Source organism: Paenirhodobacter ferrireducens, from assembly GCF_004022265.1.
Lineage (GTDB): Bacteria > Pseudomonadota > Alphaproteobacteria > Rhodobacterales > Rhodobacteraceae > Rhodobacter > Rhodobacter ferrireducens.
Window position 1 is genome coordinate 34,074 of the sequence record NZ_SAVB01000030.1, and the last position, 14,390, is coordinate 48,463.

The following is a 14,390-nucleotide window of genomic DNA, read 5'->3' on the forward strand; positions in this document are numbered from 1 at the left end:
CAAACCGCGACCGGCAGCTTCGTCCCGCATCAGCGACCTTCGCCCCGGATTTTGCTGCACGATGCCACAACCGACCGTTTCGGGGAAGCTGCGCCGCGGCGACGACGCATGCTCGACCGGCGGCAATGGGCCGGGCACGGCGGTGCCCGGGGCAGGCTCAGCCGGCGGCTGCCCGGGTCGCGCGGAATGCGAGCCGCATCTGTTTCTCGGTCTCGAGCAGGGCGAAGAACACGATCCCGATCCCGAAGACCAGCCCCCATAAGGGAAGCGGAACCGCCGCGGTGCCGAAGATCTGCTGCAGCGGCGGAACATAGGTGATGCCGATCTGCGCCGCCACCATGGCAAGGACGCAGGTCCAGACCACCGGCGTCCCGCGCACCGCCGCCCAGGTCAGCGCGGCGCGATAGATGTTGCGGATGAAGAACAGGTGGAACATCTCCAGCGCGACCAGCGTGTTCATCGCCAGCGTCCGCGCCAGCAACTGCGAATGGCCGCGGTCGACAGCATAGGCATAGATGCCGAACACGGCGACGAGGATCAGCGTCGAGACCAGCACGATATGCCAGATCAGCCCCGGGCTGAGCAGTGCTTCGTCCCGCGGCCGCGGCGGGCGGCGCATCGCGCCCTGTTCCGAGGGCTCGAACGCAAGCGCGATGCCAAGCGTCACCGCGGTGATCAGGTTCACCCAGAGGATCTGTACCGCGGTGATCGGCAGCGCCAGCCCGGTCAGCAGCGCCAGAACGATCGTCATCGCCTCTCCGGTGCTGGTGGGCAGCGTCCAGCTCACCTCTTTCTTGATGTTGTCATAGACGGTGCGGCCCTCGCGGATCGCGGCAACGATCGAAGCGAAATTGTCATCCGCAAGGACCAGATCGGCGGCCTCCTTCGCCGCCTCGCTGCCCTTGCGCCCCATCGCAATTCCGGCATCGGCACGCTTGAGCGCCGGGGCGTCGTTCACCCCGTCGCCGGTCATCGCCACGATAAGGCCGCGGGACTGCAACGCCGTCACCAGGCGCAGCTTATGCTCGGGCGAGGTGCGCGCGAAGATGTCGGTCCCGACCGAGGCCTCGGCAAGCTCGACATCGCTCATTGCCTCGATATCCGCGCCGGTGAGCACGTGCGAGCAGTTGTGAAGGCCAATCTTCTCGCCGATCGCCCGGGCGGTCGCGGCGTGATCTCCGGTAATCATCTTCACGGCGATCCCCGCCGCAGCGCATTCGGCCACTGCGGCAATCGCCTCGGGGCGTGGCGGATCGACCAGCCCGATCAGGCCGATCAGCGTGAGCCGGCCGGGCAGATCCTCGATCCGCAGATCCCCGTCCAGATCCTCTTCCGGCGCCTCGTCAAGCGCGACGGCAAGAACCCGTTGCCCCTCGCCGGCAAGGGTTTCAACCATGTCGCCCCAATAGAGCGGATCGAGCCTTGCCCTGCCCCCGTCCGGCATCCGCTGCGTGGCGCAAAGCGCAAGCACCGCCTCGGGCGCACCCTTGACATGCAGCGCGCGCCGCCCGTCCGGGGCGCGGTGCAGCACCGCCATGAAGCGATGCGCAGCATCGAAGGGGATCGCGTCGAGCCGCTCCCAGTCGGCGAAAGGCGCGACGCCCGCGCCGGTGATCTTGCCCGCGAGCGCGATCAGCGCCCCCTCCATCGGGTCGCCCTCGACGATCCAGCCCGGCTCCGTCTCGCGCAGCGCCGCATCGTTGCACAGGCGCGCCGCCTCGGCGAACGCGCCAAGCACCGCATGCCTGGCCGGATCGGCATCGGCCTCGCGCCAGCGCACCGCCCCCGCCGGGGCATAGCCATTGCCTTCGACCGAATAGACATCTCCCCCGGCCGCGGCGAGGGTGCTGACCATCATCTCGTTGCGGGTCAATGTCCCGGTCTTGTCCGAGCAGATGACCGAGACCGAGCCCAGCGTCTCGATCGCCGGCAGCCGGCGGACGATCGCGTTGCGGCGCGCCATCGCCCGCACCCCGACCGCGAGGGTGATCGTCAGCACCGCCGGCAGCCCCTCCGGGATCGCCGCCACCGAGAGGCCGACCACCGCCATGAACAGCCCGGAAAACTCCAGATGGCCGAGGAAATAGCCATAGACCAGCAGACTGGCCGCGACGAGCAGGATGAAAAGGGTCAGCCAGCGCGCGAAGACATCCATCTGATGCACGAGCGGTGTGGTCAGGGTCTCGACCTTCGAGAGCATGCCGCTGATCCGGCCAATCTCGGTGCGCGCTCCGGTGGCGGTGACGAGGCCGCGGGCGGTGCCCGCCGCGACCAGCGTGCCGCTGAAGAGCATGGAATGGCGATCGCCCAATGCGGCCTCGGCCGGGACGGCGGTCACGCTCTTCTCGATCGGCACGGATTCCCCGGTCAGCACCGCCTCCTCTGCCGTCAACCCGCGGGCCTCGAGCAGCCGCAGATCCGCTGGTACCAGATCCCCCGCCTCGAGCAGGACGATATCGCCCTCGACCAGATCGCCGGCATCGCACTGCTGGCGCCGACCATCGCGCAACACTGCACTTTGCGGGGCGAGCATCCCCCGGATCGCCTCCATCGCCTGCTCGGCGCGGCCTTCCTGCACGAAGCCGATCACCGCATTGGTGAGCACCACGGCAAGGATCACGCCGGTATCAACCCAATGCTGCAGCGCCGCCGTCACCAGCGCCGCCCCGAGCAGGACATAGATCAGCACGTTGTGGAACTGCAGCAGGAAACGCAGAAACGGGCTGCGTCTCGCCGCGGCGGGCAACTGGTTCGGCCCGTTCTCGGCCAGACGCCGCGCGGCCTCGACTTCACTCAGGCCAGCGGCGGAGGCTTCAAGCAACCGAAGGCAATCCTCGGGGCTGCGGGCATGAGGCGCGGTGAGCGTCGTCATCGGTCTCTCCTTGCTGCGATTGCGTCGCGCCCGTCAGCTCGGCGATGCTTCTAACAGGACGCTGGGGGGAATGCGGCCACCAAGCATGTGATGAGCCAAGCATCATTGAAAATCAACAGCCCGCGCGCCGACGTCGCTTCGACGCCTCTGCATGACTGCCGTAGGCGCACCCGATCGCGCAGCCTTCTGCAAACAAAGATCCCAAATCGGGAACATGTCTATTGACTTCGGCTCACGGCGGCGCGATATTCCCGATACGGGAACAATGGGTACCCTATGCAGATCATCGCAAAATCGACGCTTCGGACCTTCTGGGAACGGGAGCCGCGCGCCGAAGCTCCGCTGAAGGCATGGTATACCCTTGCATCTCAAGCGAACTGGGCAGGCCCGGCCGATGTGAAGTCCGCGTTTGGCACCACGGTCGATTTCGTTGGCGACAACCGCGTCATCTTCGATATCGGGGGCAACAAGTATCGCCTGATCGTCCACTTCGCCTACCCGTTTCGCCGGGCGCTGATCAAGTTCGTCGGCACCCACAAGGACTATGACAAGATCAACCCGGAGACGATCTGATGATGGACATCCGACCGATCCGCACCGAGGCGGACCACGACTGGGCGCTCGCAGAGATCGCCCGATATTTCGACAACCAGCCGACGCCGGGAACTCCGGACGCCGACCGCTTCGACGTTCTCGCCGATCTGATCGAGGCCTATGAAGACCGGAACTTCCCGATCGAGCCGATGGAACCGATCGACTTCCTGCGGGCCCACATGGAAGCGACCGGCCGCACCCAGGCCGATCTGGCGGCCCTGTTCGGCTCTCGCCCGCGCGCGTCCGAGGTGCTGAACCGCAAGCGTGCACTCACGCTCGATATGATCCACAAGTTGAGCAGCGAATGGCACATCCCGGCGGATTGCCTTGTGCGCCCCTATCACCTCGTCGCGGCGTGACCGTCACGATCGCCGCCCCCTGACAGCGCGCAGGGTGTTGGCGTCGGCCGATTGCACGACGTCGCGGCCGGCACTGGCGGCGCGGATCGCCTGATCGCGCTGCGTGCTGGTGCCGAACTGCCCGCCCGCCGCCAAGGTCCCATTCGGGCCTCCCGATGCGCCAGCCCACCCCCTTGCCCTCGACCGCGGCTAGTGCGACCTAGGACCGCATCTGTATCTGCGCTGCGAACTCACCATTCCGCCGCGGGATGGAGGACCTGTTCGCCGGTCTCGGCCTCGTGGCCGAGTGCATCCCCGCTGTTACGGTCGATTAGAATTCAACTGTCGAATGCCACAGAAAGCGCCTTTGGAATGAAGCTCTTTTACTGCAAGCTCGAAGCCGGAAATTTCGGAGATGATCTGAACGAGTGGATCTGGGATCACCTTTTGCCGGGCTGGCGCGAATGGGATCCAGAGGTCACGCTTGTTGGGGTGGGAACCCTGATAAATGCGCCGAACCTTCTGCCATATGCTGAGCGCAGAATGGTGATCATGGGATCTGGCGTCGGCTATGGCGGCGGCACGATCCCCGCACTTGATCCCAAATGGGACGTCAGATGTCTGCGGGGACCGAGAAGCGCAATGCTTCTTGGGCTTCCAGAGAGTATTGGCATCACCGATCCGGCCACCATGCTGTCGGATCTCCCGGTTTTCGGGGCGGAGGAACGATCGGCAAAGCCGATCTTTGTTCCGCATTGGGAGTCGGTCTCGCTCGTGAACTGGCAAGAGGCCTGCCGTCGTTGCAACGTGGAGTTCGTCGATCCGAGGGGGGACGCCCGCCATGTGATCGGAAAGATCTCGCGTGCACCGCTTGTCCTGGCTGAATCGATGCATGCCGCCATCATCGCGGACACCTTCAGGGTGCCATGGATCCCCATAAGAATTGGCAGGAGTTTCCTTGCCTCGAAATGGCAGGATTTCTTCATGTCGAACGGTATCGAGGCAGAGATTGAACCGCTGCATGAAGATCGCATCAGGTTTCCATCACGCATTGGCCCGATCTCGACAAGGAAGCTCGCCCGCAAATTCCACTGCCAGATCCTGAACATTCATGCGGCGCGCGACCTGCAAATGGCATTGAAGCGGCCGGCGTTCCTGAGCCAAGACGCAACCCTCAACAGGAACAAAGAGCGCTTTCAGGAGGCGCTTGACAAAGTCCGGCGCGTCTACGGCTGATCACGCCCCCCTTCCCCCCGGCTGCCCCCTGACCGCGCGCCAGATCTGCTCTGGCCAGCGCAGGGGGCTGTCGAGGAGGAGCGCGACGGCGAAGGCGAGGATCAGCCAGGGCGGGCTGTTGCCCTCGACCACCACGCGCTCGACGCTGCCCGCGCGCACGGCATTGGCGTCGGCCGACTGCACGACGTCGCGGCCGGCGCTGGCGGCGCGGATTGCCTGATCGCGCTGCGTGCTGATGCCCAGCGTCTGCGCCGCGGTGCGGGCGGCCTGCCCGTTCGCGGCGACCTTCGGCCCGCTCAGGAGCCCGGGCAACGCGCCACAGGCCGCAAGCGCGAGGCAGAGCGCCAGCGCGCCCCCTGCCCGGCTCACAGCCCTCTCAGGCACAACGCGCGCTCTGCCTCCCGCCGGCGCACGAGGCCGCGCACCACCTGCCCGCCCGCCTTGGTCCAGAGCCGCAGCGCCTCGCAGGCGCCGCGCAGATCCCCCGCCCGGGCCCGGCGCGCCATGCTCGAACCACAGAAAGCGCCCGAGCCGATGTTGTAGGCGGCCGAGATGAAGGCCGCGCGGGTCTCGGGCGGCAGCTCGTCCGGCAGGCACGGCCGGATCTCGCGCTCGAAGGCCGCCACCCGGGCAGCGAGGCGACTGTCGCATTCGGCCGGCGTCGCCACCTGCCCCGGCCGCACGCCCTGCGTGTCGCCATCGCAGATCGTCCAGACGCCGACGATATCGCGATAGGCGCGCAGCTCGCGCCCCTCGAAGGGGGCGATCACCGCCGCAGCGAGCGCCAGCAGCGCGCCGAGCCCCGCCACCGTGCGGCGGCCGGCGGCGCCGCTCTCGTCGGTGCAGAAGCCCCGGCCCCGGCCGCGCCACCATTTGCGGATCAGCAGAGCGAGGTTCACCACCGCGATCAGCAGGCCCACGATCGGCACCAGCTGCGAGGCGAGGGTCGAGGCGCTCTCAAGCGAGGGCCACCACACCGGGAACGAGATCGCCCCCGGGATCGTCCCCCAGCCCGCCCGCGTCGCGATTTGATCCAGCTTGTCAGTCGTCACGTCATGCCCCTTTCCGGCAACAAAAAACCCGCCAGAGGCGGGTCGGTCTGTGAGATGGTGTGTGGTGTCGCAGCGGTCAGCATGTGGCTGCCCCGGCAGAGAGCCGCTGGCGTTACAAAATCCGCGACGAGAGCGAGAGATCCGTATTGAGCAATGCCCCCGGGACCGCTGGTGCCGGTCAGCGCAGCTCACACCACCGCGCGTTGTTGATGCTCGTCCCGATCACCTTGTAGTAATGCCCGGAGGGGATCACGGCGGATACCTGGATGTATTGCGAGCCGCCGACTTCCGCGACAATCAAATAGCTGACACCATCAGCAGAAATCTGGAGCGATCCGGATCCGCTGTTGCCCCCCTGAACCAGCACCGTGATGGGGCGCCCGGTAGTATTTTGGTAGGCAGTCCCGATGCTCCTGCTCGCGGCGACATTCTGCCATGTCTGCCCCTCGCCAACTCCGGGCGGCGCCAGAGCCTGCACGGCCGCCGCGACCTGCGCCGGGGTGGGCATGCCCTGCGTGGTGGAGGTTCCGCCGGTCCAGAGGGCATCCGACAGCTTGTAATTGGCGGGACTCTTGGTCGCCAGAATGCCGAGCCCGAGGTTGGTCCTGGCGGTCGCGGCGCTGGCCAGATCCGACAGGTTGCTCGCCGCGGTGAGCAGCCCTTCCGCCGAGACATAGGCGGCCACCCATGCCGAGCCGGTCCAGAGCATCATCTTCTCGGCGGTGCGGTCGAAATAGAGCGCCCCCGCCATCAGCGCCGCGCCGTCATTGTCCACCGCGGGCGCCGCGGATTTGGCGCCGAGATAGCGGTCGTCGAAATTGTCATAGGCCGCGAGCGTCGCGTCGCGTGCGGCTGCGGCCGCCGCCGCTGCGGAGGTGGCCGTGCTCGCCGCCGTCGAGGCTCCGGTCCGGGAGGTGCTGGCGGCCGATGCCGAGGCATCTGCGGCGGCGGCGGCCGCAAGGAGCTGCGCGGAGAGGGTATTGAGGCCGGACACCAGGTTGTTGAGCCCGGCCACGAAGGGCGCGAAATAGGCCATCATCGCATCGGCCTCGGCCGGGAATTTATCCGGGTTGTTCCGGCTCGGTGCCGCGGGCGGCGGGGTCATCGTGGGCAGTGTCATGTGAGGCCTTCCACTTCAAGGTTGCCAAAGCTGACCGCGGTGGTCAGCGGGATCCAGAAATCCTGAAAGAAGCCGTAGACGGTGGTGCCGAAACGGCCCGTCTCGTCGCCGGCGTAATAGACGGCGGGGATCGCGCGCAGCCCCGCGAGGATCTTGCGGATGCGGCGCGCGTCCCCGGTGGGGAAGCTGAAGTGGAACTTCGTGGCGTCCGAATACGGGCGGGGCACGATGACGAAATTCCCGAAATCATCCCGGTCCTTGGCGGAGAAATCGGCGAGGCCGATCCCGGTCTCGGTCAGCGTTTCCCCGAGCACCTGCGACTGGCCGAGGACGATCTGCCCGACCTCGGTGAGGCCGTCCGAGGACAGGGTGATGTCGATCTGCGTGCCGGTATAGGCCGGGATGCCCTCGGACACGTCATGATCGACGATGATCACCGGCTCGAAGAAATACGACCACCAGTCGGTGACGGCGCTGTTGTCGACGAGACCATGGGTCCGGTCATAGGTCACGCCGTCGGCGGGATCGGTGACCGTGATGCGGATCGAGGCGGCGGATACCCCGAAGAAGGCGATGGCATCGACGCGACGACCGGGCTGCAGCCGATAGGTGATGTCGCCTGACTGTGTCACCGGGTCCGAGATCAGCCGATCGAACGCCCGCCAGCGGTTCGTCGCGCCGCGGCGGACCCAGAAGGCGCTGGCGGCGTCGGCGAGCGGATCGCACCCGGTGCTGGCGGCGACCGCCTGATAGATCGCATGGCCGCGCACGACCCGATCGGCGGCGATATCGGCCTCTGGATCCCCGGCGCTGTAGCTCGCCGCCGCATCCCAGGCGGGGGCGTCGGTTTCCGCGACATTCGATGTCAGCATCATCGCCTCGGTGATGGTGATCGGCTCGATGATCCTCATGCGGTGCTCCCCTGGACGGGCGGCTGCCCGATCACATCCCATTTGCGGGTGATCTTCGCGATGCTGCGCGTGTTGTCGGCGGTCTGCAGGCCGAGCTGGCGGCTCTCTTCCTTGAGCGCCCGCAGTTCCTCGCGCAGCGCCCGCAACTCCTCGACCACCTGCCGGTTGTCGAGCATCGAGCGCGTCTCGGACGGGTTGTAGACCCGCGAGGGGGCGACCAGCTCGAGGTCGTTCTCGCCGATATAGGCCGGGCCGCCGTCGTGGGTGCCGCCGCGGGCGAAAGATGGGATGCCCCGCGCGATATCGGCCTCGACGTCGCCAAGTGCCTGCCAATAGCTGTTGTAGATCCGCTCGGTCCCGAGCGGGCCGGTGACGGCGGTCTTGTCCCTGCCGGAGACTGAGCGCGTGCTGAACGCATAATCGGCGCGGGACAGCGCCGGCGCGGCCGGCGCGGCTGCTGGCGCGCGTGACGCCAGATAGGCCGCCTCCCGGCTCCCGGTCGGGTCATAGATCGTGCTGCCGACCAGGTCCGCAGCATCATAGCCCGCGACCGACTGGCGGATCTGGTCTGCCGTCTTGCCGGTGCTGTCATAGCCGATCAGCCGCGCCATCTCGGCAAGGTCCGCGTCGGTCACGAAATACGCCCCGCTCGCATCCGCCGTCAGACCGGCGGCATAGGTGTTGAGGCGCGTCACCGCGGTTTCGCGCGCCGCCCGCGCCGTCTCGGCCTCGACCGCCGTCGCCAGAGCCTCGAGCGCGCTCCGCAGCGCCACCATCGGCGCGGCGTCGGCCCCGGAGGCGGCCCCGAGGGCACCGTCGAGCGTGCCGAGCCGGGCGTTCAGCGTGGCGATCTGCGCCTCGCTCAGCGCATTGCCCGCGGCGATGGCGTCGCGCACCTCGGTCATCAGGTCGACCTGATCCTGATAAAGCCCCTGCATCACCTCCCAGCGTGCCCCCTCGGCGCCGGAGGTGCCCTGCACCGTGCCGAGATCCGCGAGCACCCGCGCCTGCGCGAGCGCGAGCTCGACCGCCGTGCCCGCGGTGCTCCCCACATTGTCGAGGTAGGTCTGCGCGACGCCGGTCAGCCCGGTCACCGCGTCGAGATCGCCCGCCAGCGCCGAGGCGAGCCCGGCCTGATACTGCGCCCGGCTGGCGCTCAGCGCCTGTGCCGGCGAGACCAGCGCGCCCGAGGTCGAGCGCATCGAACGGATGAAGTCGCCGATCGTCTCCGCGGCCTTGGCCCAGTTCCCCGCCGCCGTTGCCGCCGCCCGCTGGCTTTCGGTCACGGCGCTGATCGTCGCATCGAGGTTCGTCGACACCGCGCCGAGCAGGGTCTCGAGCTCGGCGGTGAGGTCGGACACCGTCGGCAGGATCTGGTCCATGACGCCCGCCATGCCCACCAGCGCGGCCCAGAGCTTGCGCCCCGCCTCGGTGGTCAGATCCTGCGCGTCGATCAGCGCGCGATATTCGTCGCGCGAGCGCGGCAGTGCGGCATTGTAGGCCGCCAGCGCCGTCGTCGCCTGCCGGGTCAGGATCGCCTGCTGCTCGGCCGCCGAGTAGAAGGTGCCCCAATAGGTCGAGACCGCCGAGGTGAAGCCGTCGGCCCCGCCGAGCAGATCCTGAAGCGCCGAGGACACCGCCGCGCCGGCGAGGCCGGAATAGCGCAGCGAGTAGCCGAGCGTGTCGAAGGCACCGGTGACCGTGGTCAGCGCCGTGCTGAGCCGGGTGAGCGCCTCGGTCGCGGTCTCGCCGGGCGCAATCAGATCATCGAGCCCGCCGATCATCAGCGCATAGGCATCGGCCGCATCCGACAGAGCCGCGGCCAGCGCCTTGCCGATCTCTTCGTCCGACAAGCCCTTTGTGGAGACCTTCAGCTCATAGGCGAAATTGTCGAACGTGTCCGACGCAATGCCCAGCACCGAGGCCATCGACAGGATCGAGGCCTGCGTGCTCTGGATCGCCCGGGTGATCGGATCGGCGACCTCGTCGGATGCGAGCGTCGTGGTCGTCTTCTTCGAGGAGCTGAGCCCCCAGTACTTCGACTTCTTCACCTTCTTGTAGGTGTAGACGAGCACGTCGGTGTCGGAGATCACCGTCTTGATGCCGGCATCGAGGAGCTTCGTCTTGGTGCCGAAGAAGCTGACCAGCCCCGCGATGATCGCGATCGGGGCGGCGATGGCGCCGATGGCCGAGCCGAGTGCACCGAGCGAGGCGGCGATCGAGCTGCCGCTGCCGCTGATCAGGGCGCCGACGTTGCCGGTGAGGTTCGCGAAGGCGGTGGTGACCGAGGTCGAGAGCCCGGCGAGCCCGGCCGAGAAGGCGCCCGAGATCGAGCCCCAGGCGGCCGACATGATCGAGCCCGCGAAATTGCTCATGCCGAGCGAGATCGCCGAGAAGGCGGTGCCGATCCCGGACAGCGCGCTGCCGGTCGCCGCCGCGGCCGCGGTGCCGCCGGCCGAGACCGAGCCGGTGAGCCCCATGCCGATGACGATCTGGTTCTTCATCGCCAGCGCGATCGCCTGCTTGAGCCAGGACTTGAGCGCATCCGTCATCGAGCTCAGCCCGCCGGAAAACCCGTCGACCAAGCCGGTCGAGATCGCGTCCGACAGATCGCCCACAAGCGGCAGGCTGTCGGCGAGCTCGACGTTCAGATTGCGGACCGCCTGCGCGAATTCGTCCTGCGACAGCGCCGCCTGCAACGGCACCAGCTTCGCGAGCTTCTGCCGGTAGGCCTCGAGCGGATCGAGCGACGCCCGCAGCGCCTCGAGCTCGCGCTCGTGCTGCCGCGCCAGCCGCTCGGCCGCGCGCGTCGCCGACCCGGCCGAGCGCGCCTCGGTCCGGTTGCTCTCGATCAGCTGTTCCTTCTGGGCGAGCAGATCCTTGAGGGTGCCGATCTGCGCCATGTCGGTGGCGTAGCGAGCATTGGCGATGAGCAGGTCTTCTCCGGCCACCACCGCCGCGTTCCGGTTTGCCTGCGCCCGCGCCTCGAGCCCCGCGACCATCACCGCATTCGCGGCATTCGCCTTGGTCTTCAGCGCCTCGATCTCGACACCGATGGAGGCGACCTGCGCGTCGAGGCTGGCCGAGAAGGCCGCCGCCGAGGACAGCGCCGAGGCGAGCTGCTGCGCCGCGGTCTGCGCATCATCGAGGTTGATTGCGAGGCCGCTCGCCAGCCGCTCGGCCTGCTCGGTGTAGCCCGCATATTGCAGCGCGTTCACCGCGAGCTGACCCGCCGCCTCGGCCGTCTCGAGAACGTCCTTCGGGATCTTGCCAGACGCATCGCGCGCGGCGCCGAGCGATGACGCCATCTCGGAAGCGTATCGCGCCACCGCATCCATGTCGCCGGCCCTCAGGGCCTCCGACATCGACCGCGCAGCGCCGGCCGCCTTGAGGGCACCGTCGAGCGTCAGCCCGTAATTCGACGCAAGAACCTCGGTGATGTTCTTCGAAAGCCCGAGCTGCTGGTTCTGGGCCATGACGCTGTCGGGGATCTGCGCCATCAGGGACTGATAGAGATCGACCTGACCGATCACCCCGCCCATGCTGGCGCGCACTTTCTCGAGCGCCTCCTGCATGGCGTTCTGCGCCTTCAGCTGACCAAGCGCGAGCTGCACGTCATACAGCCGCTTCGCCGCTTCTGCACTGTCGCCATATTCCTTGCGCAGCGCCGCCATCGGGATTGCCGCCTGCTCGATCGCGCCCTTGATATCCCCGACCGACGAGGACAGGTCCCCCATGACATCGTCGAGCGAACGCGCCGCGTCCGACACCCCGAAGAAGCTCATCGCCAAAGGGCCGAGCACGGCAATGGCGCCGCCCGCAAGGATGCCCCATAGGCCGAACACGGTCAGCATGTCCGCGGCCTGCACGCTCAGCGCCTGCATGTAATTGCCGGTCACGGCGCCCTGCTGGGCGACCTGGTTCAGCTGGAAGGAGAACTGCTTCATCGCGTTCTGCCCGCCGCCGACGCTCGCGAAGAGCCCCCGGCTCGCGGTGCTGGCAGCCGTGGTGGCACTGGCCGCGGCTTTCGTCGCCGGTGCGATGCCGAGCATCTTCTGCGCGGCCATGTCCAGCACCTGGTTCGCCTGGCCCTGCGTGATCGCGCCATTCCTGACCGCGGCCGTCATCGCCTCGGTCGCCGCCTCATAGCGCTTCGAGGCTGCATAGACCGGATCGAGCGAGGCCCGCAGCGCCTCGTATTGCCCGGTCGAGAGTGCCACCGCAGAGGCATGCTCCTGCTCGGCCTGTTTCGCCCGCTCGGCCGCGGTGGCGACGCCCATGTAGCGGCTCGCCGCCTGCTCGAGCGCGATGTTCGCCGCGCGCTGCGTCGCGTCGCCCCGCTCCACCATCGCGGCCAGATCCTGCTGGATCTGCCGATAGCGTTGCGTCGCCGCAAAGGCCGGGTCGATCGAGGCGCGCAGCCGGTCGAAGGCCGCCCCCGAGCCCGCGACGGTGCGCGAGATCCCGGCGATCGACTGGTTGACGTTCGCCGCCATTCGCTGCGTCGTCGCCACCAGCGTGCGCGACCGGCTTTCGTATTGCGAGAGGTCGAGCCCGATGCTCGCCTGCATCGCTGCGGGGCTGCTCACCGACATGTTGGGGATCCGATCATGCAAGGGGAAACGGCGGGCCTCTCAGCCCGCCGTGCTGTCGTCGAGATCCACCGGCGCGATCGCCAGCGGGTCCTCTCCGGCCTTCAGGGCCGCGCAATAGCCCGCGCACATCGCCGCGAGCGTCTCGATCTCCCAGGGCTCGGACAGCCGCTCGGTCGCCCGGGCGAAGGCCGCGATCTCGGGCCAGTCGGTGGCACGCGCCTCGGCGAGCCCCGGCCGGATCGGCCCGAGGATCTGCATCGCCTCGATCAGGTACTGCCCGGCGTCGAGCGTGGGCAGGCGCAGCGCGCGGCCGCGCTTTTGCGCGAAGGTCAGCCGCGAGACCTTCCAGCTTTTGGGCACCGAATGCAGGTGCCCGAGCTGGCGCGCGTAGAGGATCAGGCGGCCGCGGCGTTTCCCAGGTAGCTGTCGCGGCGCGAGGCGAAGGCCAGCACCTGCTCGACGAAGGAGCGCTCGCCCTCCTGCCCGTTCACCATCTGCAGGTTCAGGAACCAGCGCAGATCGTCCTCGGCCAGCGTCAGCGCCGCCTCGCCGCGCGAGACGTTCTCGAAGCCCGCGATCAGCGGCACGGCGCTGTCGACCATCTGCGCGTGCAGATCCTCGAGCATCTGCACGTCCTTCTTCGGCTTCGCCTTCATCCGCTCCTGCTGCGCCGCCCGCAGCGCCTTCTGCGCCGTGCGGCTCTCGGTGCCGCGCACCAGAACGATGCAGGGCTTGGTCTGCTCGGCGTCGGCGTAAAGCTCGGCGCCGGTGACCGGGTGCAGCAGGTGCACGCGGCCGGGCTTCTCGGCCGCCGAGCGGCTGTCGAACTGGGCAAAATCCATCGTCTTCTTCCTCTGTCTCTTGTCTGTGTGGGAGGGGCTGCGGAAACGGCCGGTCCCGGGGGAGCCGCGGCCGCGCCCTGCCCCGCGCCGGATCCGGCGCGGGGCGCGCGAGCTCAGGCGGCGACGCGCACGACGGCGCAGTTGATCCGGGCCTGCCCGGTCATGCCCTTCTGCGTCGAGGCACTGCGCGCGCGGTCACGCACATTCGCGACCTTGCCGTGGAAATAGGAGATCTCGCCGTCCGGGTCGGTGATCTTGAAGGACACGTCGTCGTTGGTGTTGTTCTTCGCGATCAGCAGCGCCTGGCCGGTGTCGGCGGCGCCGCTCAGCAGGAAGGTGAAGTCGGTCGTGCCGCCATCGACCGCGCCGTTGGTGTGCATCACCCGGCCCTTCAGCGTGGTCTCGGTCGAGTCTTCCGAGGTGTCGCCGATCTCGCCCCATTCGAGGATCTCGCCGATCTCGGCAAAGCTCAGCGCGCCGAAGCCCGCGGCGTCGATCGTCGCCGGCTTGCCCGCGGCCGCCTCGATGGTCGCGCCGATGTAGGTCATGTTGGTCATGGTCAGCCCTTCTTCTCAGTGCCCGTCTCGGGCGTTGCGGTCTTCGCCGGGGCCGTGACCTCGGTCTCGACGATCTCGATCGTCTTCGCGGCCAGCCGGCCGCGCAGGAAGTTGTGGTTGTCGACAGTGCTCAGCACCGGCTGCGGGATCTCGACCGCCTTGCCGGCAGGCAGCAGGTGCCCGCTCGGAAGGGTCAGATCGCCCTTCCCCAGGTTGGTGACTTTCGGCATCTCGCCTCCTCAAATGACGAGGCCCCGCACGCGGACGGGGCCC

Annotated in this window: 13 protein-coding genes; 3 read left to right on the forward strand and 10 right to left on the reverse strand. The window is 68.0% G+C overall.

Annotation, left to right across the window (positions count from 1 at the left end):
- Nucleotides 1–157 precede the first annotated feature (157 nt).
- Nucleotides 158–2,872 (reverse strand): HAD-IC family P-type ATPase, encoded by a 2,715-nt coding sequence (locus tag EOW65_RS18580; protein ID WP_128151985.1) that lies wholly within the window; start codon nucleotides 2,870–2,872, stop codon nucleotides 158–160.
- Between the two features lie 276 nt (nucleotides 2,873–3,148).
- Between EOW65_RS18580 and EOW65_RS18585 the strand changes: the two genes are divergently transcribed.
- From EOW65_RS18585 to EOW65_RS18595, 3 genes are all read left to right on the forward strand, one after another.
- A complete protein-coding gene (locus tag EOW65_RS18585; protein ID WP_128151987.1) occupies nucleotides 3,149–3,445 on the forward strand; it encodes a type II toxin-antitoxin system HigB family toxin in 297 nt (98 codons plus the stop codon).
- Nucleotides 3,445–3,825: a helix-turn-helix domain-containing protein gene (locus tag EOW65_RS18590; RefSeq protein WP_240664789.1), complete on the forward strand. Its 381-nt coding sequence runs from the start codon at nucleotides 3,445–3,447 to the stop codon at nucleotides 3,823–3,825. Before EOW65_RS18585 ends, EOW65_RS18590 begins: the two co-directional genes overlap by 1 nt.
- Nucleotides 3,826–4,176: 351 nt before the next feature.
- On the forward strand, nucleotides 4,177–5,040 hold the full coding sequence (locus EOW65_RS18595) for a polysaccharide pyruvyl transferase family protein (protein WP_128151988.1): 864 nt from the start codon (nucleotides 4,177–4,179) through the stop codon (nucleotides 5,038–5,040).
- Here EOW65_RS18595 and EOW65_RS18600 read toward each other — a convergent pair whose 3' ends face one another.
- The 9 genes from EOW65_RS18600 to EOW65_RS18640 form a co-directional block, all read right to left on the reverse strand.
- Entirely contained in the window at nucleotides 5,041–5,409 is a 369-nt protein-coding gene (locus EOW65_RS18600) for a bacteriophage spanin2 family protein (RefSeq protein ID WP_128151990.1), read from the reverse strand. It abuts the gene before it with no gap.
- Complete coding sequence (locus tag EOW65_RS20155) at nucleotides 5,406–6,092, reverse strand: lysozyme (RefSeq protein WP_206364103.1); 687 nt, start codon at nucleotides 6,090–6,092, stop codon at nucleotides 5,406–5,408. The genes EOW65_RS18600 and EOW65_RS20155 overlap by 4 nt, the downstream gene beginning before the upstream one ends.
- 178 nt (nucleotides 6,093–6,270) lie before the next feature.
- Nucleotides 6,271–7,212 carry a hypothetical protein gene (locus tag EOW65_RS18610; RefSeq protein WP_128151992.1) on the reverse strand — a complete coding sequence of 314 codons (942 nt, stop codon included), beginning with the start codon at nucleotides 7,210–7,212 and terminating at the stop codon, nucleotides 6,271–6,273.
- Nucleotides 7,209–8,123, reverse strand: coding sequence for a hypothetical protein (locus tag EOW65_RS18615; protein WP_128151994.1), 915 nt, complete (start codon nucleotides 8,121–8,123; stop codon nucleotides 7,209–7,211). Before EOW65_RS18615 ends, EOW65_RS18610 begins: the two co-directional genes overlap by 4 nt.
- Nucleotides 8,120–12,718, reverse strand: a complete 4,599-nt coding sequence (locus tag EOW65_RS18620; RefSeq protein WP_128151996.1) for a hypothetical protein — start codon at nucleotides 12,716–12,718, stop codon at nucleotides 8,120–8,122. The genes EOW65_RS18615 and EOW65_RS18620 overlap by 4 nt, the downstream gene beginning before the upstream one ends.
- 39 nt (nucleotides 12,719–12,757) lie before the next feature.
- Nucleotides 12,758–13,078, reverse strand: a complete 321-nt coding sequence (locus EOW65_RS18625) for a hypothetical protein (protein WP_128151998.1) — start codon at nucleotides 13,076–13,078, stop codon at nucleotides 12,758–12,760.
- Between the two features lie 35 nt (nucleotides 13,079–13,113).
- Nucleotides 13,114–13,560: a hypothetical protein gene (locus EOW65_RS18630; protein ID WP_113900366.1), complete on the reverse strand. Its 447-nt coding sequence runs from the start codon at nucleotides 13,558–13,560 to the stop codon at nucleotides 13,114–13,116.
- Between the two features lie 113 nt (nucleotides 13,561–13,673).
- Nucleotides 13,674–14,117: a hypothetical protein gene (locus tag EOW65_RS18635; protein WP_128152000.1), complete on the reverse strand. Its 444-nt coding sequence runs from the start codon at nucleotides 14,115–14,117 to the stop codon at nucleotides 13,674–13,676.
- Between the two features lie 2 nt (nucleotides 14,118–14,119).
- The gene (locus EOW65_RS18640) at nucleotides 14,120–14,347 is read right to left on the reverse strand and encodes a hypothetical protein (protein ID WP_128152002.1); all 228 of its coding nucleotides are present in this window, start codon (nucleotides 14,345–14,347) and stop codon (nucleotides 14,120–14,122) included.
- Between the last annotated feature and the right edge of the window lie 43 nt (nucleotides 14,348–14,390).